Here is a 24473-nt window from a genome sequence, read left to right on the forward strand (position 1 = left end):
GTCTCCGGATCCTCCGCGATCCGGGGACGGTGCTGGATGCACGCGTCCCGTTCGCTCGGGGAGTGTGTCGCGCGCCGGTTCCCTGGCGCCCGGATCGTGCCCCGGACTCGAGGTGGCGGTGGGCTGCCGAAGAGTCCGGGGCACTTCTGTATGTCGACCGGGGCTGATCAGCGCTGCTGTGTCGAGCTGCGCAGTGTTCGTCACGCGTTGCCTGCCACCGCCGATGCGGCGACGCATTCGTCATCGGGAGGGGGTCTATCCCCGCGCCACGAGTCCGCACCAGTGTGGTGACGGAATGCGCGGGTGGCGTTCTGGCGCAGCGGGATGAGCGGTTGGTGTCTCGGTTTGGGGCGGGATTCGCGCTTTGGGGCGGACATTGTTCGCCCCAAAGCGCAGATCGCGCCCCAAACGCGGGACAGAAACGACGCACCTGCGCCAGCATCGTGCGTCTGCGGGGCCGGAGCGGCCCGGGCTCGTGAACGACAGGGGCCCCGGTGGAGGGGGAGTCCACCGGGGCCTGCACCATCACCCGAGGGGGACGGTGCGGGGGTCAGCTGCAGGACCTCGCGGTGTGGGCGGCCGTGACCGTCCCGGTCGCCGACCCCTGAGTCACGGTCACCTGTGCCTCGCCGGTCGCAACCGACGCCGAGCGGGTGGCGAAGACGGCCGACGTGGTGGCGCCCGCGGCGACCGTCGCGTTCTTCGAACCGTAGGTCGACGACATGGCCAGCGTGGCCGCCGTGTCACCGTTGTTGACCGCCTTCAGGACGAGCTGCACCTTGCCGGCGACGCAGCGCGCCTCGGCCGAGAACTGCACCTTCACGAGGGAGCGGACGGTGACGGTGGCCTCGACCGGCATGCGCGAGTCGTCCTGTGCGACACCCGACACCGTGAAGGTGCCCGCGGCGCCGTACTTCCCGGCATCCACCGTGTCCCACTTCACGTCGACCGTCTGCACTGAACCGTCGGCCTTGGTCAAGCGTGCCTGCGGCAGCACGGGCGCGGTGCCGGCGTCGGTGGCGACGTCGATGGCGTCCACGGTCTTGACCGCGATGTTCGGCGCGTACGCCTCGAGCACCTTCTGGTATTCGGCGCGCGTGACGGGGATGACGGTGCCGTGGCGCGGCTTGCCGCCGTCGGCGTTCTGCGGCAGGCCCTGACGGAGCTTGCCGCCGAGCGACTGCCAGCTGCCGGAGCGGTCGAGGTCGCTCGTGCCGAACGGTACGTAGTGGTTGGGTCCACCGTGGTAGTTCGGCTGGTCGATGAACAGGAACCAGTCGAGGTTGTTCACGTCACCCTCGTTGGCCGCGAAGATGTTCGCGCCCTCACCGCTGGAGTAGGTGCCGCCCGGCTCGCCGTTGGGCAGGCCGCTCGCGACGCGCTCCTCGACGAGGGTCCACTGGTTCGCCGCACCCGACGTGCCCGGGAGGGTTCCGGATATGGTCGCGAGCAGGTCGGTGGACTTCTCGTGGCGGATCGTCATGCTCGCCTCGTCCTTGGTGAAGCGGTGGTAGATGCCGTCCTTCTTCGCCACGGTCGAGTCGATCAGGCCGAGACCGTTGCCGCGACGGACGTCGCTCCAGACCTTGGCGTCCGAGAAGGTGACGAAGTCGTCGGTGGTGGCATACATCATGCGGTTGTACGTCACGCCCGTGCGGTCGGCCACGTTCGTGGTCGGGTACAGGTTCGACGCCCAGAAGACCACGAACGTGTCGAGCTCTTCGTCCCAGTACGCCTCGGGCGCCCAGGTGTTGCCGGCGAAGTCGGACGACACCTTCACGTGACGCTGCTCCGACCAGGTCACCAGATCGTCGGACTCCCACACCTCGATGTACTTCGAGCCGGAGATCTGCGCGGTGGTGAAGCCGCCGGCCAGGCCCGCGACCTTGAGGTCGGTGGCGATCATGTAGAACTTGTCGCCGTGGGGTGCCCGGATGATGAACGGGTCGCGAAGACCCTCGGTGCCGACGGTCGAGGTGAAGACGGGCGTGCCCTGGTTCAGGGTGTTCCAGGTCAGCGCGTCGTTGCCCTTCGAGGCGGCGATGCTGACGCGCTCGGCGCCGTCTCCCTCGCCGGTGAAGAAGGTCCAGAAGTACGCCTCGGTCTGCTGCGTCGCACCCGGCATGGGCTGGATGCGGGCGGTGAAGCTCCGGCTCGACGTCGCGCCGCCGTTCGTGGCGGCGGCGGTGAGCTGCACGTCGATGGCGGGGGAGCCCGCGGCCGGGCGCTTGACCTCGACCGTGCGGGAGTTGTCGCGGACGCCCGCGCGCAGTTCGGCGTTCGTCGCCCCGGCCGCGGCGATCGACCACGAGATGGTCGAGCCCTCGGCGCCGGTGGTGGGCACGGAGAGGTTGCCGCGGACGTTGTCGAGGTTACGGATCGAGATCGCAGCGAGGTCGAGCGAGACCTTCTCGGAGTCGGCGATCTGCTGCGGGACCGTCACGCTGTAGGTCTGCGTGCGCGTCTCAGCGCCGACGGTGAAAGTGGCGGTGAGGGTGACAGCGGCGTCGCCCGAACCGGCGGCCGGACGCGTCACGGTCGCGGTGGTGCCGCTGACGGCGATGGCGGCGTTGTTCGACGCCCACGAGACGGTGGCGCCCGCGCTCGTGGTCGGAACGGTGAAGTTCGACACGGCGGTGGCGGGGACGGCCACCGCGGCCACGGCGCGATCGAGCGCCTGCGCCCCGTAGAGCGCTTGGACGTCGCTGTCGCTGAGGGCGGAGGAGTAGACGGCGAAGTCGTCGACGAGGCCGCTCCAGGCCGGGTCGTTGTAGGTCGAGCGACCGAGGTGGGCGACGAGGCTCGAGCCGAACGACGCCACGTCGCGACCGATCGCGTTCTGCGAGATGCGCGCGCCGTTGACGTAGACGCTCAGCTGACCGGTGGTGCCGTTGATGACGGTGGTGTATAGGCTCAGGCCGGCCGGCGTGCGCGCGCCCGTGGAGGCGGCGTTGGTGGCGCCGGGGCCGACCTCGGTACCCCACGGGGCGCCCGCGTCGACCGTGTTGGTGACGACCGACTTGACGTAGCCGTTGGGGTTGGCGGGATTGAGCAGCCAGTAGCCCGACGAGAACGACGCGCCCGAGGCGACGGGGGTGCCGATGAAGGCCGCGGCGAGATTGCCATTGCCCGAACGTGGCGTCAACCACGTCGAGATGGTGAGGTCCTTCTTGCCGACCAGCGCAGCGGCGGGGATGTCGAGGTAGGCCGCGGTGCCGCGGGCGCCGCCCGGCAGCGACAGGCTGCCGCCGGAGATGTCGCCGCCGTTCTGGCGGACGGTGGCGGTGTGGTTGTTGCCGCTCGAGTCGGCGACCGTTGCGCCGTTCGCACCGCCGGTCTCATCGAACGAGTAGTGGATGAGGGGCTGCGGCCCGGTGGCCGCGTGGGCGGCCGTCGCGGTGGCGCCCAATCCGGTTATCGAGAGAGCCAGTGCGGCGGTGACGGCGAGGCCCTTTCTCCACTGAGGTGAACGTGTGCGCGTGCGCATTGCGGGCGTCCTTGCTCTTCGGGCGACGCGATGCGTATCTGAGCCCGGGACGTCGACGTCGGGGGCGCCGTGACACGCGTCATCGCGGTCTTCAGGAGACCGCGGAGCGGTCGAGGGCTGTCTTGTTACCGGGAACACCCGGTAATCAAACGCTAGGACGGGCGTCGTGAGGTGTCAAGCACGAGATGGGCGGGAGGGCCTCGATGCGCCGCGAGCGCGGTGAGGGGGCTCAACCGGTACGCGTGACCCCGGGCGCCGCGACGTCGGCACCCACCCTGCCCCGGGCGGTGCCGTGACATCGGGCACGCCCGGACTCCGCCGCGCGCCGGAACGTCGGAACAGACGACGAGGGTGCGTCCGCCCACGGGCGGACGCACCCTCGTGCCGAACGGGTCTCAGCCGCAGTTGCGCGCGGCGTAGTCGGCCGTCACCGTGTCCTGCACCCGCGCTCCGTTCACCTCGGTCGACACCGCCGCCGTGAGGGAACCCGCGGCTGGGCTCGTCGACCGGGTGGCGAAGGTGACCGATTTCGACTTCCCCGCCGCGATGCCGTTCGCCTCGGCGGTGCCGAACGGCGACGTCACGCGGGCATCGGCGGTGGCGGTTCCCGTGTTGGTCAGCGTCGCGAACAGGGTGGCCTTGCCCGCGACGCACCGACTGCCGGCGACGATCTGCACCGACGACTTCACGGGGCTCGCGACCGTGACGGTCGTGGTGACCGTGCGGTTCGCGTCGGCGAGCCATTCGGCATCCGTCATGTCGAGGATGGGGCTGTCGTCCTGGCGGAAGTAGACCATGCGGATGCCGGAGTCGCGACTGCCGTTCTGCGTCGCCTTCGCGTGGAAGACGTTGAGCAGGTTGCCATCGTCGTCATAGGTGTACGAGTTGTGACCCGGACCCCAGTTGTTGGAGAACGCGCCCTCGTAGCTCCAGATGGAGCTGTTGCGCACGTTCCAGACGGCGGGGTCGAGCAGGTCGGCACCCGACTCCGCCGTGAGCAGGCCCACGGCATACGTCCAGTCGATGTTCGAACCCGAGAACGTGATCATGATCTTGCCGTCTCGTTGGATGACGAACGGGCCCTCGGTCACCGGCGAGGTGTTGTTCGACCAGCCTCGGTCGGGGAAGGCGACCGTCGAGCGCGCGCTGGCCAGCTGCCACGACCCGGATGCCTTCGGCGTGACCTTGGCGATCTTCAGCACGGCCGGGCCCGTCGAGGGTGCGACCACGCGCTCCGACCATATGACGTAGTCGGTGCCGTTGTCTTCGACGTGGGTCATGTCGAGGGTGATGCCCTGACCGTACGTGGTGAGAGGCTGACCGGCTTGGTCGAGGACGCGCTGCGGCGCCTCCCAATCGGCGCGCACGAGCGGGCTGCCGCCGGGCTTCAGCCGCATCGTGTACGACTGCACGCCGGCCCACCAGTCGCTGCTCTGAGCGTTGGCGGCGAACAGGATGTACAGGTCGCCGTCGACGACGTGCAACTCGGGCGCCCACAGCTGGGCGTTGACGCTGGTGCCCGAGAGACCGAAACCGAGGATGCGGTTGTCGGTGGCGCTCGAGAGCCCCGCGATCGTGTCGGCCTGGCGGATGAAGAACTCGTCTTGACCGGCGTCGTCCGTTGCGATGTAGAGCCAGGTCTTCTTGCCGTCGGGCAGCGTGTAGCGCAGCACGTGCGGGTCGGCGCGGTTGGCCACGAGCGGGAAGTTCGTGTCGGTGCGCTGCAGCGTCCCGGTGGCCGTGTACGTGCCGGGCGTGGTCGCGTCGACCTTCGAGGTGTCCCACGTGACGCGGAAGTCGTGCGTGCCGCCGTCGGAGTAGTCGGCGGTGACCTTCTCGGGCAGGGTCAGCGCGTCGCCGGCGGTCAGGTTCGTGGGCTTCGGGGCCTGAACGCCCGTGTTCCGCACGCGTCCGAGCATGTCGGATGCCGACCGGGCTTCGGCCGCGGTGACGGGGATGACGCTCGCGGTCTCGGCGTGGGGGACGCCGATACTCGCTGCGCGGCCGGCGGGCTGCTGCCCGGCGCCCTGTGCGGTGACCGTCTGGAACGCGGTGGTCGTGCCGGTCAGGGCGGAGCCCGCCGGGCCCGTCCACACCACGCGGTAGGCGCTCACGCGTGCGTCCCACTCCGCCGACACGGCGCCGGTCGCACCCTGCCCGGGCAGGGGCAGGAAGCTGCGCTCCGTCCACGTGACGAGGTCGGGAGAGGTGAACACGAGAGCGCCGGCGGCGTCGGCCGCGCCCGAGGCGTCGGTGCGGCGGGCGATGAGCCCGTAGCCCTGGTCGCCCTCGAGGCGGAACATGTACGGCGAGCCGAGGTAGCGGGTGGTTCCGTTGGTCTGCTCGGTCATGCCGGTGACCTGGGGGAACACCACGCCTGCGCCGCTGTTGAGCGGCGTGTACGCGGTGCCGTCGCCGCTCAGCGCGAGGTGGGCGGTGCGCGTGACCTCGGGATCGTCGCCGCCGCGGGTGTTCTTCGACGTCGTGTACGTCGCCAGCCGCGAGGCGCCGGTCTCGGCGATGCGCACCGGGATCTCGGTGGTCGCCGCATCGGCGCCCGTGCCGACCACGGCCTTGAGGGTTGCGGCGGCGAGACCGGTGGCGGGGGCAGTGGCGATGCTGCCGTTCGCGACAGAGCCCGCTCCCGAGACGTGCGACCACGCCACGGGCAGTCCCTGAGCGGTCGTCGGGAGCACGTAGCCCTTCTCGAGCACCGACGGCAGCACGAGGGTCGCGGCGGCTTTGGCCGCCTGGGCGGCGGCGCTCGGGGCGGGTAGCACGGTGACGTCGAAGGTGCGCGTGGCGGCCTTGCCGCGCACGGTGGCCGTGGCGGTGAGGGTGACCGCGGTCGACGAGGACGGCCGGGTGACCTTGCCGTCGGCGGCGACGATGCCCGACGGCGACGAGGTCCAGGTCACGCCGCCGGTCGTCGGCAGCACGAGGTCGGTTTCGACGGCCGACAGGCTCTGGGCGTTGGCGCCGGCCAGGTCGATTCCGGCGACGACCTCGGATGCGGTGGCCGTGGCATCCGTCGCCGACGCCGCGGCGATGTCGCCGGCCGACAGGGCCGCGTTGTAGACGCGGAACGACGAGACACCGCCCTGGTAGAGCGAGTCGTTGCCGTAGGCACTGCGCCCGATGTAGTTCATCGTGTGCGTGGTGAGGTCGCTCAGCGCCGCTGTCGAGTCGGTCTTCTGCGCGACGAGGGCACCGTCGATGTAGAGAGTGAGCGTGGAGGTGGTGCCACCGGCGTTCTTCGCGATGGTCGCCGCCACCGACTGCCAGCGGTTCTCGGCGAGCCGGGTCGTCGAGGTGACGCTCTGCTCGTTGCGCCAGTTCGTCGGGCTGATCGCCAGTCGCGGGGCGACCGGCTGGATGAAGAACTGTCCCGTGGCGTTGTCGCCCGAGCCGCCGATGTTCCAGAGGAACTTCGCGCCCGACAGGGCGACGGGGTTCGTCTCGATGATGATCGTCGCGGCGCTCTGCCCGGCGAGCAGGTTGTCGGGCAGCTTCACGTGATTCGACCCGGTGAGCTGCAGCGAGCCGCCCCGCCAGGCCTCCCCGCCGACGACGGCAGCGTCTCGTCCGGCTCCCGAGGCGTCGCGCACCACGGTGCCGCTCGTCTCCGAGAAGTTGTACGACGCCACGAGCGATGCGGGCTCCGCGGCGCTGGCCGCGCCGGAGACCCCGACGCCACTGATGACGAGCGCGAAGCCCAGGGCGCCGGAGATCACCCCCGCACAGCGTCTGCGGAATGCGCCTCGTGCCGGCGCGGTGGTCTTTCGGGTCACGGTGTTTCTCCTCTTCGTCGAGTCGATCTGATCGTTCATCGGCAGCTGGTGGCGCGGTAGCTCGCGCTCACCGGGGTCGAGACGCCCTGCACGGTCACCGTGACGGTGCCCGCGTCGACGGACGCACTGCGGGTGGACTGCGTCTTGGACACGGACTTGCCCGCGCCCAGAGCGGTGAAGGTGCTCGATCCGTACGTGCCGGCGATGGTTCCGGACGCGGGCGTCGTGCCGGTGTTGGTGACCGTCGTGACGAGCGTCACCTTGCCCGCGACACAGCGCGTCGCGACGCTCGCCTGCACGCCGGCCGGGGCCGCGGCCACGACCACCCGGGCGGTGACGGTGCGGTTCGCCGGGGCGACCTCCTGCTGTGACGTCATCGACAGGTCGAGCATGCCGTTGGCACGCACGTTGACCGCCTTGAACCAGCTGTTGCGGTCGGGGTCGAACGGACCGCCCGCGCCACCGCCGGTGTGCGGCTCGGGGTACGGGCGAGCGTGGTACGCCAGCACCAGGTTGCCGGCCGGGTCGGTCGCGAACGAGTTGTGCCCGGTGCCGGCCTGGGCCGCGCCGCCGACGCGGCCGGTGAAGGTGTCGTTGGTGGTGAGCACGGGGGAGGGCGCGAGGGTCCAGCTCGCGGGGTTCTTCAGGTCGGCCGTCTTGGCGGCGCGCAGCATGCCGATGTCGTAGTACTTGTCGACCGTGCCGCCCGAGTAGGTGAGGTAGATGTAGTCACCGTGCTCGATCATGTAGGGCGCCTCCACGATGCCCTGGTCGCCACCCTCGGTGGTGTCGGAAGGAGTCGGAGCATTCTTGCCGTACTCCCACGGCTGGCTGATCGAGTAGACCTCGTTCAGTCCACCGTCGATGAGCGGGACGGTGCCCTTCGGGCCCATCTTCGCTTTGCCGATGAACAGCTTGGCGGCGTTCGGCATGACCCAGTAGCCCTGCGTCACGCCGTTCTCCTGACGCTCCAGGTAGGACACGTCGAAGGCGGCGCCCTCAAGGATCGTCGGTTCGCCCCAGTTCTGCGGGTTCACCAGGCCGCCGGCGCGCAGCGACTCTTCGCTGCCCGTGTACGGGATGAGCACGGTGTTGTCGCACCAGCCGTTGGTGGGGGCGTAGCCGCGGTTCATGCCGGCGACGATCCACCACTGCCCGTTGATCTTGTGGAACTCCTGGGCCCAGATGTATCCACCCCAGCCGTAGAAGGTGTTGGGGTACTGGGCCTGCTTGCCGGGGGTGCCGGCATCCGGATCGATGACGATCTGTTCGGGGGCGTCCTTGAGGCCCGCGATGGTGGTCGCGCGCTTCACGCCGATCTTGCGGTAGGCGTTGGCGTCGATGAGTTGGTCGTCCGGGGCGTTCGAGGGGATCGAGTAATGCGAGCCCGTGAGGTACCAGAAGCCGTCGTCCTCGTTGAAGAAGAGGTGCGGATCGGCACGAGCGTCGTTGACCATCTGCTCGGCGGTCTGCTGCACCATGCCGGTCACCTCGTAGGTGCCGGGGGTGCGCGAATCGATGGATGCCAGGTCGTCGGCGTCCCACGTCACGGGCAGGTTCTTGGTGGAGCCGTCGTTGTAGTCGAGGGTGACGGTGGAGGGGAGGGCTGCGGCATCCACCTTCTTCCCGTTCTCGACCTGCACGTCGGCGGGGGCGCGGACGCCGGTGTTCTGCAGGTCGACGTAGTTCTTGTAGAAGACGTCGAACTCGGCCTTCGAGAGGGCGAACGAGCTGGCCTGCGCCTGCGTGGTGAAGCCGGGCAGCCCCGTGCCGGCCACGCCGAGCGTGCGCACGTCGGCCTTGGTGGCCGCGGTCGGGGTGCCGGTGGCGGTGAGGGCGTCGAGTCGCGCGACGCGGCCCTCACCGGTGAGCTCGTCGGTCCAGTACGCCTTGTACTTCTGGCTTGCGGCGTCGAACTCGATGCGCGGGTTGTTCACGACCGATCCGTCGGAGGCGATCTTGACGGTGCGCTGGTTGCGGAAGGTCGCGCCGTCGGGGGCGTCCCAGACGTAGACCGAGTCGGTGGCGTTGTTCTGCGCCGCCACCGCGCCGAGGGCGCCGTCGGCGAACCGGATGAGGGTGGGCGAGCCGACCTGGGCGTTCGGGTTCGTGGTCTGCGAGCCGTTCCAGGTGGCGTACAGGATGGCCTGCGAGCGGTTCAGAGGCTCCCAGGTCGAGGCGCCCGACGGGCGGGCCGAGACGAACAGGGCGTCGGCGCGGCGGTCGTCGTTGTAGGCGAGGGGGTCGTCTTTCGCGCCGTTGGTCGTCGTGACCGTCTTGACGTAGGTGGCGATGTCGCCGCCGGCGTCGAGGATCTGCACCGAGGCTGTGACAGGGGAGGAGACGCCGGCGATCGTCGCTGTCAGCTCGACCGCGACCGGGCCGGAGGCGGGACGGGTGACCTTGCCATCGGCGCCGACGAGCGAGGCGCCCGCACCGGACGCCGACCACGTCACCGCACTGCCGAGCACCGACGAGGGGAGGTCGCCCGTGATGCGAGCCGGAATGCTGAGCGCCGCGGCCGGGTCGCCGACGGCCGTGGCCAGTCCGAGCTCCGACGGCGTGAGCGCGCGGTTGTAGACGCGCAGGTTGTCGAGCAGACCCGAGAAGTACTCGCCGCCACCCCAGTTGGCCTTGCCCACCTGCAGCACGCCGCCCGAGGTCCCGAGGATCTGCGACAGAGCGGGTCCGGCCGTGTTCGTCAACACCAGCTTCTTGTCGACGAACAGACGCGCGGTACCGCCCGAGAGCACGAGGTCGACGTGCTTCCACTCCGTGGTGGCGGCGGTCGAGACGAGGTTGCCCGACGAGTTGCGCGAGCCCGCGTTGTCGTAGCGCTCGACGGTGAAACCCGTGGTGCGGTCGAGGAAGCCGAGGTAGTGCTCTTGCGCGTAGTTCTGCGTCGCGGCGCTGCGGGCGGCGAACACCGACCAACCGGTGTTCCCCGACGCGGCGGGCTTGCTGTCGTACGAGATCGTGACGTCGTCGAGACCCGCGAGCAGGGGGGAGCCGTTCGTCTTGGCGACGTTCAGCCAGAAGCCGCTGCCCAGCTGCGCGGCGTTGCCGCTGACGCCCGGCACCAGGCGGGCCGTGCCCTGCGTGGTGGCGGTGGCACCCGCCCCGGTGAAGCTGGTCGTTCCGCTGTCGAACGTGAAGTCGGCGATCAGCGCGTCGTCGGCGCCGGCGGCGCTGGCGGCGACGGGCGTGAGCAGGCTGACGCACAAAGCCGCGGCGGCTGTGGAGCCCACGGCGACCGCGGCCATTCGGCGTCGCGCGCGGGTCGGCGGGGTTTCGAGGTGTGCGGGGGGCGTCGTCGGACGGGCCGCGAAAGGCAGGCGCATAACCACTCTCCATTAAGTGACTGACCACAAGGTGCTGTGTTATCGCTCACAATAGCCACACGAATGGGATCTGGCCACCACGATTTCCCTTACTGTCGACGCGGACGCCTCGCCCGCCCGCCACCGGAGGCGTCTTCTCTCGGGCTCGGAGGCGGCGTGACGGTGATTGCCGCTCGGTCGCCGGGGTCGCGTATGACCGGCCTTGCCGCGACGCGAAGTGAGCGGTAACATCCACAGTGTTCCTGCGTCTCAGGGGCCCCGATCATCCTGGCAAAGGAGCTGGAGTGATGACCGCACACTCGACCGCCCCCACCGCGTCCGCGCGACCCTCGACCCGACACCGGAGGGGCGCGATCCTCGGTCTCGTCACCGGGATCGCCCTCCTCGCCGGGGGCCTCGTCCCGTTGGCGGCAGCACCGGCCGCGGCGGAGACCGGGATCCCCTCCGGGGGTCTGCGCGCGGAATACGTCTTCGACGAGACCTCCGGATCGAGCGTGCCCAACAGCGCGCCGACCGCTCTGGGCGCTGCGACCGTCGTGAACGGCACCGACGCGCTGTGGAGCGGATCGTCGCTCGTCTTCACCGGCGGCGCCAAGACCAGCCCGACCGCCAGCTGGGTCCGGTTGCCGAACGACGTCCTCGCCGGCTCGCGTTCGGCGACGGTGACCATCGAGACCAAGCTCGACGCCTCGATGAAGAACAACTTCCACTTCCTCTGGAACATCGGCAGCGACTCCCCGACGCGGTCGTACTTCGCATCGGTCCGCGACAATCCCCGCACCGTCATCACCACCAACGGCGGCGGCGGCGAGGTCAACGCCCGCTCCGGCGCCGCGCTGGCGGCCGACCGCTGGTACAGCCTCACCTCGGTCATCGACGGTGCGGCGGGGCGCGTCACCTTCTTCGTCGACGGCGTGCAGGTGGCATCCACCCCCACCACCCTCTCGCCCGCCGACATCACAGATCAGACCCTCAACGCGATCGGCCGCGCGCCGTACCCCGACCCCATGTACAAGGGCGAGGTGTCCACCTTCCGCGTGTACGACCGGGCCCTGTCGGCCACCGAGGTCGCGCAGGTGTCGACGACGGATGCCACCATCCACGCCGACGCCCACCGTCTGGCCGCGCAGGCCGTGGTGGATGCGGTGGCCCCGGTGACCGTCGACGAGACCACGACCACCCTCCCGACCTACGGCGGCCGCGTGAGCTGGGCCGCAACCGAGGCCGGTTCCACGGTCGCCGCCGACGGGAAGACCCTGACGACGATCCTGCCCGCTGCCGGCTCTGCGGCGCGGACGACCACGCTGACGGCGACCGCCACGGTCCGCGGGGTGGCCGCCTCGCGCGCCGTGGCCACGACGATCCAGCCCGCCCGTGCCGCGGACGACGCGTTCGGGTACGCCATGGTGCACTTCATCGAGGACGCCAACGGCTACGCCGAGAAGATCTCCCTCGACGTCTCACGAGGCGACGACCCCGAGGCCTGGGACCCGCTGAACGGCGGCAAGCCCATCCTCGCGTCGCAGCTGGGCACCACGGGCGTGCGCGACCCCTACCTGACGTACAACCCCGAGACGCAGACGTACTACATCATCGCCACCGACCTGCGGGTGTTCGGCGGCGACGGGGGATCGGGCTCGTGCACGAGCTGGTGCTACTGGAGCTCGCAGGGGTCCACGAAGCTGAACGTCTGGGAGTCGAAGGACCTCGTCACCTGGGGCGACCTGCGCCAGTTCGACGTCGCCCAGTCGCCCACCGGCGCCGACGTCGCCGAGCTCGGCATGGCCTGGGCGCCCGAGGCGACGTGGGTCGACGGGTACAACGCCGACGGAAGCGGTGCCTTCGTCCTCTACTGGTCGTCGACCGTGTACGGCAACGCTGCCCACACCGGATCGTCGTACTCGCGCGTCCTCTGGGGAGCGACCACCGACTTCACGCAGCAGACCTACCGCTACGGCGGCACGATGATCGACACCGGTGGCGACGCCATCGACACGACCGTCATCCAGAACGATGGCAAGACCTACCGCGTCACGAAGGACAACGCCTTCGGCCGGGGCATCTACATGGAGTCGACCACGGCGGCCGACTGGTGGAAGCAGTCGACGGCGTGGACGACCGTGCAGGAGCGGATCGGCGCGAACTACTCCGGCGGAAACGCGGGCGGCGTCGAGGGTCCCGCGGTCTTCCAGCGCCACGGCGAAGACGCGTGGTACCTCTACGTCGACGTCATCCCCTCCACCGGCTACCGCCCGCTGGAGACGACGAACCTCGATGCCGGATGGACACCGCTCGTGTCCGACACCTTCTCGATGGCGCCGAGCACCAAGCACGGCGGGATCGTCCCGCTGACCTTCGGCCGGTACGAGGGGATCCGCAAGGCGGATGCCGCGGCCGTCGTCGCCTCGGATCTCGGCGACGCCACCGTCACGCAGGGCGCCACCGGCGCGGCCATCACGGCGGCGCTACCGAGGGAGGCGCAGGTGACGCTCGCCTACGGTCGCGGCACCGCGTCGCAGCCCGTGACGTGGAACCTCTCCGGGGTCGACGCGTCGCGATCCGGGTCGTACCCGGTCACCGGAACGGTGCGCACGGTCGGGGCCAACCTGAACCAGTGGGTGGGGGCGAACGGGTCGACCGCGTACAACGCCGCCGACCGCCGTCTGTTCAGCTCGACCGCGCTGACGGTCACCGCGGACGTCGTCGTCAAGGCTCCCGCGCTGACGGTGACGGCCACGGCCGAGACGCGGTGCGCCGCGGGCAAGGCGATCGTCGTCACGCGCATCGCGAACGGCGGCGCGGCACCGGTTGCGCTGCAGGTGGACTCGGCGCACGGCTCGAAGACGATCGCCTCGCTCGGCGCCGGCAAGAGCACGATCGTGACCTTCACCGCACGGACGAATCCGCTGGCCGCGGGGGAGGTCACCGTCGCCGCCAGCGCGGGCGGCACCACATCGTCGGTGACGGCGCCGTTCGCGGCGACCACCTGCCGCTGACCCGCGGCCCCGCCCCGCACCGCCCATCGACGTCGACCGACGGTCAGGACACCATGCTCTCTCACACCCCTTCTCGCCACGGTCTGCGTCGATCGACCGATGAGAGACGCACCGCCGGCGTCGCCTCCGCGACGCGACGAGCGCTCGCCGTCGCGGTGTGCGCGGCGGTCGCCGTCAGCGGAGTCCTCGGTGCGGGGGCGGCGACCGCGGCGCCCTCCGGCGTGAGCGACGACGGTCTCGTCGCGCGCTACACGTTCGACGAGACCTCCGGCGACGTGGCCCGCAACACGGCCGACGGCTCCGACGCCGCGGGCGACCCGCTCGATGCGACGGTGCGCAACTACACCGCGTCGCAGCGGGCGGAGGCGGGGACCCTGCAGTTCACCGGGGGCGCCAAGACCTCCACGGGCAACTGGGTCGAGCTGCCCGACGACCTTCTGAAGACCGCCACCTCGGCCACGGTGTCGATCGACGTCAAGGCCGATGCCGCGATGCTCACCTCGAACCACTTCCTGTGGAACATCGGCAACGACGCGACCCAGCAATACTGGTTCGCGAACGTGCGCGCGCCGCGGTCCGGCATCACGACGGGTTCCGCCGCCGGCGAGAAGAACGCCTCCGCCTACCCGGTGAAGGCGAACCGGTGGCACAGCCTGACCGCCGTCATCGACGCCGACGCCGACACCCTCACCTTCTATACCGACGGTCAGCTGTCGGGGGTCGTCACGACGACGCTCACCCCCGCCGACATTTCGCAGACCCTCAACACGATCGGACGCGCACCGTGGCCCGACGCGCTGTTCGCGGGGACGGTCGGCGCGTTCCACGTCTACGACCGCGCGTTGTCGAGCGGTGAGGTCGTCTCGCTGTCCGAGAGCGACGCCACCACCCACCAGGCGGCGCTCCGTGCCGTCGCCGACACCACGACGGCCGCCGTCGATCTGGGCGACACCTCGGCGGTGACCGGCGACCTCGACCTCGGGTTGTTCGGCATCCGGGAGATCTCTTGGTCGTCGTCGAACCCCGCGGTCGTCTCCGCCGACGGCGTCGTGACGCGCCCGGCAGTGGGGGAGCCCGCGGCCACGGTGACGTTGAGTGCGATGGCCGAGGCCCGTGGAGTCGGGGCGACGGCGCCGCGGACGTTCACGCTGGTGGTGCCGGCGCTGACAGCGGCCGACGTCGCGGCCGACCGCGACGCGCTCGGAGTGCCCGCCGTCGTGCGCGGGAACGTGACACTGCCCACCCGAGGCGAGCGGGGAGCGCCGGTGGCGTGGACGTCGTCGGCCCCCGCCGTGATCTCCGACCGCGCGGTCGGCGCCGCCGACCCCGGCGTCGTGACGCGGCCCGCGTGGGGCGCGGAGCCCGCGCCCGTGACCCTGACCGCTACGGTCGGGACGGGGTCCGCCGCCGTCACGCGCAGCTTCGCCGTCACCGTCGAGCCGGCCCCGCGTGCCGCCGTCGACAGTCGCTACATGTTCGCCTACTTCACCGCCGACACCCTGGAGGGGGAGAAGATCTCGCTCGCCGCATCGCAGGGCAACAGCGCGATGACGTGGGACGTCGTGAACAACGGCACGCCGGTCCTCTCTTCGACGCAGGGCACGCGCGGGCTCCGCGACCCGTTCGTCATCCGCTCCGCCGAGGGCGACCGCTTCTTCCTCATCGCCACCGATCTGTCGATCGGCGGGGGCACGTCGTGGGAGTCGTCGCTGGACGACGGCAGTCGGCACCTGGAGATCTGGGAGTCGACCGACCTGAAGAACTGGTCGGCGCAGCGGCACGTGCCCGTGTCGGGGCCGTTCGCCTCGATGACGTGGGCGCCCGAGGCCTTCTACGACGAGGACGCCGGCGAGTACGTCGTGTATTGGTCGTCCCGGGTGTTCCTGGATGCCACGCGCCCCTACGACAAGGTCGGCACCCCCGACTACACCTACTCGAAGGTCATGTACGCCACCACACGGGACTTCGTCACGTTCTCGGATGCGAAGATCTGGCAGGACGCCGGCGACCGGATCGACTCCACGATGATCGAGGACGACGGCACCTTCTACCGGTTCACCAAGGAGATCACCGGCTGCAACGACGTCGTGCAGGAGTCCGCCTCGTCGCTCCACGCCCTGTCGGTCCCCGGCGACTACGCGTGGACGACCGACGCGACGTGCGTCTCCAAGACCGCCCGCGCAACCGGCCGCACCACCGAGGGGCCGACGATCTTCCGCGCGAACGCGGGCGACACCTCGCTCCCGGCCGGCGTGGACGAGGGCTTCTACCTCTTCGTCGACGACTTCACGGGGCAGGGGTATCTGCCGCTGTTCACCGAGTCGCTGGCGGCGCCGGCGTGGCGCACCGTGAGTGGCGCACTGCCGAAGTCGCGTCACGGCAGCGTCATGCCCGTCACCCTCAACCAGTGGGAGTCGGCCAAGGGTATGGCCGCCACGCGGACGGCGACCACGACATCCCTGGTCGGCGTCACGGGCGGTGCCGTGCTCGAGCCGGGCGCCAAGGTGGAGGCCGCCGTGGCCGCGACCGACGGCGGCGCCGTCGCCGGGACGGTGCGGTTCGCCTTCGGCGACCGGACGGTCGACGCGCGCGTGATCTCGCGCGACGGGGCGTTCGTCGCCGAGGCCGTCATCCCCGAGGCGGCGGGAGATGTGCGCCTCACCGCCGCGTACCAGGGCTTCGACGTGCTCTCGGCTTCCGCGTCCGCACCCGTGGACGTGCGCATCGCCGGCGCTGCGGCACCGCGCGTGGAGAGCTCCGTCTCGTCTCGCTGCGTGGCCGGCAAGGTGACCGTGATGCTCAAAGTGACGAACACGGGATCCGCTCCCGTGTCGGTGGTGGCGTCCAGCGCGTACGGGACGAAGACCTTCCCGGCGCTCGCCGCGGGCGGCACCGCGACGGCGGCGTTCTCGACGCGCGTGGTGACGATCCCGGCGGGGTCGATGTCGCTCCGCGTCGACGGCGGCGGGCAGTCGCGCGAGACGACGGTGCCCATCGAGGCGCACCGGTGCTCCTGACGCACCGCGGTCGCGGGCGGTGGCGTCCCCGGCGATGCCGGGGACAGACGGTCACGACCGAACCCGGCGCGAACGCCGCACGCCTCCTCGGATAGGACGACCGAGCCCCATGCCCACCCCGCGCAGCTCTCCCGCCGCACCCGCGCGCGCCCGACCGGAGCCCTCGCCGCCGACGCTCGGCCCCGGGGCGCGTCGGATGCCCCTGATCGCGGCGGCGCTGATCGCCGCCGCGATCGTCGTCCGGTGGCTGACGATCGACGGCGACGGCTCGCTCCCGAGCGTCCTCTCCGACGGTGTCACCCTCGCGGCGAGCGTGGTGATCGAGTCCCTCCCGTTCGTCTTCCTCGGCATCTCGATCTCGATCGCGGCAGCTGTGGGTCCCCTCGCGGGTGCTGGATACCGTCATCCCGCGCACCGGCATCCTTCGACGGGCCGTTCTGTCGCTACTGGGACCTTGGCGGACTCGAGCGTGGTTGCTGCTGTGGCTTTCGAAGTCGACTGTGGATCACGGGTCTCGTGTCACGTGAACACGATGGAGGTCCATGCCGCCGCCCGGTGATGAATCGTCCGTCCGGTGCCCCGGGAAGGAATCTGTCGTTATCCGGCTATCAAGAGGCGTACGCGGCGGTGAGGGTTCGCGTTGACGACGTGTCGCCTGCGCGAGTCGACAGCGTCACGGTCGCGTCGCCCGCCGGTGCGGTCGGCTGACGCGTGTTCATGGTGGCCGCCACCTTCTTGCCCGGGGCGACCGAGGTGAAGGTCTTCTTCCCGAACGTCGTGCCGATCTCCATGTCGACGGCGACGGCGGATCTGTTCGTGACGGTGACGGTTACGTACGCCGACCCGGCGATCTTCCGCGTCGAGGCGACCGCGTCGGCCTCGAGGGCCGGCGTCGTGACCGGCGCGCACCTGCGCTCGACGGTCACGCGGGCGCGGTCGGTTCCCGTCGCCACGGGCGACCACGAGACCCGCGTGCCGTCGGTGAGGGTCACGGCCTCGTCCGCCCGGACGAGCTGCGCCCAGTCGCTCGCGTCGCCGGGGCGCTCGAGCACGGTGGCCCCGAACGGGGTCTCGGGATCGGTGCGCAGGATCTGCAGCCCGGACGAGCCGGGTGTGAATGCCCATCCGCTGACGTGGAGGGAGGCGTACTTGGCGCTGGCGTCGCCGTCGCGGTAATCGACCCAGTAACGCACGCCGGGCTCTGCGGAGCTCTCCCAGGAGATGGCGCCGCGCTCACGCGCCCCGGCCGCGGCCGAGGCGACGGTAGCGACCGCGGTGGCATCGCAACGCGGGACCAGCTGCGTCGGCAGCATGCCGAGGCGATCCAGCGAGGGGCTCGAGAACGGCGTGAGGGTCCAGCTGCCGCCCATGTTGTCGAGTCGGTTGCCGTACTCCTGGCGGTCGCACTCCTCGGGGGTCCGACCGTTCTCGGCGCGGAAGTCCCAGCTGCTCCCACACGCCGTCGAGAAGGCGTGGGCTTGAGACATGTTGTGGCCCCACTCGTGCGCCAGGGTCGATGCGTCGGGGCCGGGCTGGAACGTGCGCCCACCGGCATCCACCGACCAGCCCTGCTCCCCGTTGGCCCATCCCGGGCACGGATCGCCCGAGGGCACCATCACGGTCAGGTGACGGCCGTTGCCGCGCTCCCACCCCAGCTGCTGTGCGGCGAAGTCCTGCCAGACGCTCTCCCACGAGCACGGGGCGTCGTTCGGGGCCGGCATCCACTCGGTGACCTGCTCGATCTCGACCGTGAGCTTGCCGTCCGTCTCGCGTTCGAGGAACTCGGCGGCAGCGTTCGCCGAGGCCACGGCGTCGTCGCGGGAGAAGTTCGGGTGCGTACCCGGGGGAGCGACCAGCGCGATCGTCACGCGTGCCGTGTGCGGCAGGACATCACGAGCGATGACGTCGAACCCCGCGGGAGGCGTCGATGCGTCTGCCACGGCGGGAGGCGAGGCGAGCAGGCCCGCCAGGACGAGGAGCGATCCTGCGATCGCGGATCCGTGCAGCAGTTTTCGCATGTCGCCTCCATTGGCGGGCTGGGTCGGAACGATGTTATCGCTCACAAATTGAGAACACCAGGGCAAGCGGCTCACCGGGGGAAGCGCATCAGCCGCGCGGCGACACCCGCCGTCGTCGCGGCTGTGCAGACATTCTTCGATTCCGAGGGCGTGGCGGCCCACCGCGTGAACGAAAAATTGCCTTTCGCCGCCTATGCGAAGGACAGGCGCCCTCGCTCCGGACGGGCGCCGTTGACGCGCGCCACCGGCGGACAGAGGGGGCTGCCGCCTCGCTGTGCGCCGGGACTCAGCCCAGGAACTCCCGCGCCGCCACGACCAGGTTCTCGACGCCCCGGTCGATGGTCGGCTGCATGACGGGGGCGAAGTACGGCGAGTGGTTCGTCGGGATGTCGCGCTCGATGGTGCCGCCGGCCAGGGCATCGGCGAAGGCCTGCGGGTCGACGCCGCCCCAGAACCAGAACACCAGCGGAGCGCCCGACTCGCGCGCGAACCACGACACGTCCTCGCTGCCGGTGAACATGCCCGGGTCGACGACGCCGGCCTCGCCGAACGCGCGGCGGAATGCTCCGGTGAGCCGGGCCGTGGCATCCGGATCGTTGATCGTGGGGGGAAGGGTGTGATCGGTCGAGATGGTGGGGGTCTGCTCGGCTCCGGATGCCTCGGCCTCGGCGCGGATGATGCGCTCGACCTTGCTCATCACGCGTGCGCGGGCGGCGTCGTCGGGGTAGCGCAGGCTGAGTTCGAGCTTCGCCTCGGCGGGGATGATGTTGTTCTTCAGCCCCGCGTGGATCGAGCCGACGGTGACGACGGCGACGTCGCGCGGGTCGACCTCGCGCGAGACGACGGTCTGCAGACGCATGACGGTGGCCGCGGCCATGACGACGGGGTCGATCGTGGAGTGCGGGCGCGAGCCGTGACCGCCGCGACCGTGCAGCACCACGGTGAGGCCGTCCGAGGCCGCCATCTGGGTGCCCGGGCGCACGCCGATGACGCCGGCGGGCAGGGGGGTGACGTGCTGACCGAGCACGATGTCGGGCTTCGGGTACCGCTCGAGCACGCCGTCGGCGATCATCGCCTGCGATCCCGCGCCGTACTCCTCGGCGGGCTGGAACACGGCGACGACGGTGCCCGACCACTCGTCGGTCGTGGCGACGAGGCGTTCGAGGGCGCCGATGAGCGCGGTGACGTGCATGTCGTGCCCGCACGCGTGCATGACGGGAACGGCGTTGCCGGCCGGGTCGGTGCCGCGCGCGGTGCTGGCGTAGGCGAGGCCGGTCTGCTCCTCGACGGGCAGACCGTCCATGTCGGCGCGGAGCCACACGACGGGGCCGTCGCCGTTGCGGATCGTCGTGACCACGCCCGTGCGCCCCACGCCCTCTTCGACCTCGAGGCCGAGGTCGGCGAGGTGGCGCACGATGACGCCGGCGGTGCGCGTCTCTTGGAACGACAGCTCGGGGTGCGCGTGCAGGTCGGTGTACAGGCTTTCGAGGTCGACGCTCATGGATCGAGCCTAGTTCGCGCCCGCCCGCCCGTGTGGGGCTCCCGCACGTGCCGTGCTCCGACCCCGCTGTGCCCGGCGCTATGCCGTGCCCCGCCCCGCCGTGCCCCGCGCCGGACACAGGTCCGGCGCCCCCAACCGTCGAGTGTCCAAGACACGCCGTGTGTGCGGGGACCGGTGCGGCGTTTCTTGGACACTCGACGCAGCTTCGTCTCCGGGGGATGCGGCGCTACCCCCTGCTGAGTGTCCAAGACACGCCGCGTGTGCGTGTGCGGGTGCGGCGTTTCTTGGACACTCGGCGCAGCTTCGTCTCCGGGGGATGCGGCGTTACCCCCCTGTTGAGTGTCCGGGACACGCCGCGTGTGGGGGAGCGGATGCGGCGTGTCTTGGACACCCAACAGGGGTTCGCGGGGGCGGCGATACCGGATGCCGTGGGGCCCCGCAAGCCGTCCGGTCCGGCCGGGTGCGACGGCGAGGCTGATCGCATGACCACCACACACTTCGACTACCTCATCGTCGGCGGCGGAATGGTCGCCGACACCGCCGCCCGCGGCATCCGCGAGATCGACCGCGACGGGTCGATCGGCATCCTGAGCGACGACGTCGACGAGCCGTACACGCGCCCGGCCCTGAGCAAGAAGCTGTGGACCGACGACGAGTTCACGTGGGACAAGGTGCCGCTGGGCACCGCCGACGACACCGGCGCCGACATCCGTCTGCGCACGCGCGCGACGGCGATCCGTCCCGACGCGCACGAAGTGGATGCCGACGGCGAGACGTTCGCGTACGGCAAGCTGCTCGTCGCGACCGGCGGAAAGCCCGTACCCCTCCCCGTCGAGGACCGTTCGAACGGCGAGCGGGTGCTGTCGTTCCGCACCGCCGAGGACTACCGGCGCCTGCGGTCTCTGGCGCAGGACGTCGACCGCATCGCCGTCGTCGGCGGCGGGTACATCGGCTCCGAGTTGGCCGCGGCCCTCGTACAGAACGGCGTCGACACCGTGCTCGTCCACACCGGGGCCGTGCTGGGCGACGCGGTTTTCCCTGCCGCGCTGGCGGAGCGCTTCGAGAAGCTCTTCCGCGACGCGGGGGTCGAGATCGTCGCCGGCTCCAAGGTCGAGGGCGGAGAGGCGGATGCCGCGGGCGTACGGCTCTCGCTCGAGAACGGCGACGAGGTGCGCGCCGACGCCGTGGTGAGCGGCCTGGGCATCGACGTCGCGACCGACCTCGCCGAAGGAGCCGGACTCACGGTCGACGACGGTGTCGTGGTCGACGCGCAGCTGCGGTCGTCGGTCGACGACATCTGGGCCGCGGGCGACGTGGCCAGCTACCCCGATCGCATTCTCGGGCGCCGCCGAGTCGAGCACGTCGACAATGCCAACGCGCAGGGCACGGCCGCGGGTCGCAACCTCGCGGGCGCCGCCGAGTCCTACACGCACACGCCTTACTATTACTCGGCCGTCTTCGGCATCCGGTACGAAGCGGTCGGAACCCTGGATGCCGAGCTCGAGACCGTCGAGGACTGGATCGACACCGAACGGGGAGTCGTGTACTACCTCGACGATGACCGCGTCGTCGGCGTTCTGCTGTGGAACGTCGAAGAGGCGCGTGACGCCGCTCGGTCGGTGCTTGCCGACGCCGACACCCTCACGCGCGACGACCTCGTGGGGCGCATCCGCTGACGTGGCGCGGGCCACGGGGCTTTCGGCCCGTGGTCTGCTCGGCGGCGGCGTATCCGCGTGGTGCGGGTCGTCGCTAGTGTGAACGCGTGCCGTAAGCCTGATCGCGACGCCACTCACCCGGGAGCTCTGTATGTCGTCTGCCCTGATCCATCTCTCCGTTCCCGTCGACGCGGCGCGCGACGCGGTCGCCGCCGCCCTCGGTGAGCAGGGCTTCCGCGTGCAGCCCACCGCGTCGGGCTCGCTCGACGTGTCGCGGGGGAGCCTCGGCACCACTCTCGTCGCCGGGGCGTTCGCCGGGCAGGACATGCACGTGCGGTTCGATGTGCACTTCGCGCCGGAGCAGGGCGGGGCGACGGCCGCGTTCGAGCACTCCGCCGCCGGCGGCTTCTTCAAGGGCGGGGCGATCGGCGCGGCGAAGTCGGGTGACGTCGTGAGCGAAGCGGCGCACGCCGTCGGTGTGCGCCTCGCGCAGCAGGGCCTCGTCGTCGGTGCCGTGCCCGCCCCGTCCGACGTGGCGGGCGACCCCGCCGCCGCCGACCCCGCTTCCGCCGACCCGGCGCTCGCCACCGCCTCCGGGTACCCGGGCTATCCCGGTGCCGCGGCGCCGTCGGCCGGATACACGGCCGGCGGGTACCCGGCCGGAGCGATCCCGCCGCCCGTCGACTACGCGAACCGCACCAACGTCGTTTCGATCGTCGCCATCGTTCTCGGCTTCGTCGTTCCCCTCGGCGGCATCATCGCCGGAGCCGTCGGCCTCGCGCAGATCAAGCGCACCGGCGAGAAAGGACGCGGCCTCGCCCTCACCGGCATCATCGCCGGCTCCGTCCTCACCGTGCTGACGACCCTCGGCGTGATCGCCCTGATCGTCTTCGCCGTCTTCGCCGAGAGCCAGTCCTCCGCCGACCCGTTCGTGCCGCCGTCGACGTCGGAAGACGGCGGAGTCACCATCGCCCCCGGCGAGCCGACGCCCGACGACGTCTACGTCCTCGCCGTCGGGGAGTGCCTCGACGCCCTGCCGAGCGGGTACGTCAGCGACGACAGCTTCGTCGACTGCGCGACGCCGCACAGCTACGAGGTGTTCGCCGCGTCCTCGCTCGCCGACGGACCCTTCCCGGGAGATGACGCCATCACCGCCCAGGCCGAAGCCGTCTGCGACGCGGAGTTCGCGAGCTTCATCGGACTCTCGTTCGCCGACTCGACCCTCAACGTCGACTACTTCGCCCCCGTGGGCGAGACCTGGGCCGAAGGGGACCGCGCCGTGTCGTGCCTGGTGTCCGACCCCGCAGGCGAGGTCTCGGGCAGCCTGGCGGGTTCCGCGCGCTGATCGCGGGGCGCGGGTTCCGCGCGGGTTCCGCGCGGCGGAAAGCCGCGCGGGCCACCTGCGCGGCAGGGCTCCGGCGCAGCGGCCGTTCTCCAGGCCGCGGCGCCCCGCACGCCCCGTTTCTGCAGGAGGTGTGCGTCACGCGGGCGCGGCGGGTGCCGCAGACCTCGGGGAACGTCCCCCGGTGCCTCGTGCGCGGCCACGCCACACAGAAAGCGACCGCCCTCGCCCCGTAGCTCCGGGGCGGCACGTGGCTCCGGCGATCCGACCGGTCTCGGGGGCTCAGTGCCCCGACCGAGCCGACGAAGGTGGCGCCGTCGAACCGCGGTCGACGAGCTCGAACGGCAACGTGCCGCGGCCCGGAGCGGGGTCGGCTCCCTCGAGCGCGGCGAGCACCGCTTCGGCGGCGCGCGCGCCCTGCCCGCGCGCGAACTGATCGATCGTGGTCAGGCTGAACCAGCGCCCCAGCTCGTGACCGTCGACGCCGATGACCGACACGTCCTCGGGCACGCGCAGGCCGAGCTCGCGCGCCGCGAGGATCGCCCCGATCGCCATCTCGTCCGAGGCCGCGAACACGGCGGTCGGTCGCTCCGCCGTCGCCAATACCCGCGTCGCCGCCGCCGACCCGCCCTCGATGGTGAAGTCGGCCGGTTCGACCCGCGGTGCCGACAGGCCCACGTCGGCGAGAGCGGATTCGAAACCCCGCCGACGCAGTCCCGGCACCGACGACGCGGCGTCGGTGGTCACGTCCGCGCCGATGTGCACGAGCCGGCGATGCCCGAGCTCGAGCAGGTGCGTCGTGGCCAGGCGCCCGACCGCGAGGTCGTCGACGGTCAGGGTGGTCAGCTGCGGGTGGGGGCCGGCGATGGCGACGATCGGAACGCCGAGGCCGCGGAGAGACGCCGACTCCTCGGCATCCACCTCGATCGCGATCGTGATCACGGCGTCGATGCGCCGGCGGCGCAGGTGATCGTCGAACACGCGGCGACGTTCGGTCGGGTCGGCGCTCACGCTGTACAGCGTGATGTCGTAGCCCTCGCGCACGAGGGCGTCGGAGATGCCGGCGAGCACCGTGCTGAAGAACCAGCGGTCGAGGAATGGCACGACCACCCCGACCGCCCGCGCCCGTCCCGTGGCGAGGCTCGACGCCGCGGCCGACACGACGTAGCCCAGTCGCTCGGCCGCGGCGAGCACGCGGTCGCGGGTCGATGTCGAGACGGGGCCGCGTCCGCTCAACGCACGCGAAACCGTGGCCGTCGACACCCCCGCCGCGCGGGCGACGTCGTCGATTCCGGCCACGGTCTCGCGTTGTCTCGTCGGATCGG

The 24473-nt window shown here is 71.0% G+C and carries 11 protein-coding genes; 5 read left to right on the plus strand and 6 right to left on the minus strand.

Going from position 1 to position 24473, the window contains the following annotated elements; translation table 11 throughout:
• Positions 1-550: 550 nt before the first annotated feature.
• The 3 genes from IFU19_RS03555 to IFU19_RS03565 form a co-directional block, all read right to left on the minus strand.
• Positions 551-3487 (minus strand): immunoglobulin-like domain-containing protein, encoded by a 2937-nt coding sequence (locus tag IFU19_RS03555; RefSeq protein WP_191916590.1) that lies wholly within the window; start codon positions 3485-3487, stop codon positions 551-553.
• 395 nt (positions 3488-3882) lie between these two features.
• A complete protein-coding gene (locus tag IFU19_RS03560; RefSeq protein WP_192012936.1) occupies positions 3883-7221 on the minus strand; it encodes a family 43 glycosylhydrolase in 3339 nt (1112 codons plus the stop codon).
• A 92-nt stretch (positions 7222-7313) separates the two neighbouring features.
• The gene (locus tag IFU19_RS03565) at positions 7314-10541 is read right to left on the minus strand and encodes a LamG-like jellyroll fold domain-containing protein (RefSeq protein WP_199858538.1); all 3228 of its coding nucleotides are present in this window, start codon (positions 10539-10541) and stop codon (positions 7314-7316) included.
• Between the two features lie 365 nt (positions 10542-10906).
• On the opposite strand from IFU19_RS03565, the gene IFU19_RS03570 reads away from it, so the two are divergent.
• From IFU19_RS03570 to IFU19_RS03580, 3 genes are all read left to right on the plus strand, one after another.
• On the plus strand, positions 10907-13615 hold the full coding sequence (locus IFU19_RS03570; protein ID WP_192012938.1) for a LamG-like jellyroll fold domain-containing protein: 2709 nt from the start codon (positions 10907-10909) through the stop codon (positions 13613-13615).
• Between the two features lie 53 nt (positions 13616-13668).
• Positions 13669-16632, plus strand: coding sequence for an immunoglobulin-like domain-containing protein (locus IFU19_RS03575; protein WP_192012939.1), 2964 nt, complete (start codon positions 13669-13671; stop codon positions 16630-16632).
• 196 nt (positions 16633-16828) lie between these two features.
• Positions 16829-17191 (plus strand): hypothetical protein, encoded by a 363-nt coding sequence (locus IFU19_RS03580; protein WP_191916585.1) that lies wholly within the window; start codon positions 16829-16831, stop codon positions 17189-17191.
• 49 nt (positions 17192-17240) lie between these two features.
• Here IFU19_RS03580 and IFU19_RS03585 read toward each other — a convergent pair whose 3' ends face one another.
• Together IFU19_RS03585 and IFU19_RS03590 are read right to left on the minus strand one after the other, a co-directional pair.
• On the minus strand, positions 17241-18650 hold the full coding sequence (locus IFU19_RS03585) for a hypothetical protein (RefSeq protein WP_191916584.1): 1410 nt from the start codon (positions 18648-18650) through the stop codon (positions 17241-17243).
• A 286-nt stretch (positions 18651-18936) separates the two neighbouring features.
• On the minus strand, positions 18937-20151 hold the full coding sequence (locus IFU19_RS03590; protein WP_191916583.1) for an amidohydrolase: 1215 nt from the start codon (positions 20149-20151) through the stop codon (positions 18937-18939).
• Positions 20152-20633: 482 nt separating this feature from the next.
• On the opposite strand from IFU19_RS03590, the gene IFU19_RS03595 reads away from it, so the two are divergent.
• Both IFU19_RS03595 and IFU19_RS03600 read left to right on the plus strand, forming a co-directional pair.
• Entirely contained in the window at positions 20634-21827 is a 1194-nt protein-coding gene (locus tag IFU19_RS03595) for an NAD(P)/FAD-dependent oxidoreductase (RefSeq protein ID WP_191916582.1), read from the plus strand.
• 130 nt (positions 21828-21957) lie between these two features.
• On the plus strand, positions 21958-23151 hold the full coding sequence (locus tag IFU19_RS03600) for a DUF4190 domain-containing protein (RefSeq protein ID WP_055832080.1): 1194 nt from the start codon (positions 21958-21960) through the stop codon (positions 23149-23151).
• A 279-nt stretch (positions 23152-23430) separates the two neighbouring features.
• Here the strand turns inward: IFU19_RS03600 and IFU19_RS03605 are convergent, their stop codons facing one another.
• Entirely contained in the window at positions 23431-24447 is a 1017-nt protein-coding gene (locus IFU19_RS03605; protein ID WP_191916580.1) for a substrate-binding domain-containing protein, read from the minus strand.
• Between the last annotated feature and the right edge of the window lie 26 nt (positions 24448-24473).

Source organism: Microbacterium sp. CFBP 8794 (assembly GCF_014841235.1).
In the GTDB taxonomy this organism is placed as follows: Bacteria; Actinomycetota; Actinomycetes; order Actinomycetales; family Microbacteriaceae; genus Microbacterium.

What these genes read in the sequence shown, in the direction of transcription:
- IFU19_RS03555 (WP_191916590.1), bottom strand. Translation starts at nt 3,487, where the DNA reads ATGCGCACGCGCACACGTTCACCTCAGTGGAGAAAGGGCCTCGCCGTC.
- IFU19_RS03565 (WP_199858538.1), bottom strand. Translation starts at nt 10,541, where the DNA reads ATGGCCGCGGTCGCCGTGGGCTCCACAGCCGCCGCGGCTTTGTGCGTC.
- IFU19_RS03570 (WP_192012938.1), top strand. Translation starts at nt 10,907, where the DNA reads ATGACCGCACACTCGACCGCCCCCACCGCGTCCGCGCGACCCTCGACC.
- IFU19_RS03575 (WP_192012939.1), top strand. Translation starts at nt 13,669, where the DNA reads ATGCTCTCTCACACCCCTTCTCGCCACGGTCTGCGTCGATCGACCGAT.
- IFU19_RS03580 (WP_191916585.1), top strand. Translation starts at nt 16,829, where the DNA reads ATGCCCCTGATCGCGGCGGCGCTGATCGCCGCCGCGATCGTCGTCCGG.
- IFU19_RS03585 (WP_191916584.1), bottom strand. Translation starts at nt 18,650, where the DNA reads ATGCGAAAACTGCTGCACGGATCCGCGATCGCAGGATCGCTCCTCGTC.
- IFU19_RS03590 (WP_191916583.1), bottom strand. Translation starts at nt 20,151, where the DNA reads ATGAGCGTCGACCTCGAAAGCCTGTACACCGACCTGCACGCGCACCCC.
- IFU19_RS03595 (WP_191916582.1), top strand. Translation starts at nt 20,634, where the DNA reads ATGACCACCACACACTTCGACTACCTCATCGTCGGCGGCGGAATGGTC.
- IFU19_RS03600 (WP_055832080.1), top strand. Translation starts at nt 21,958, where the DNA reads ATGTCGTCTGCCCTGATCCATCTCTCCGTTCCCGTCGACGCGGCGCGC.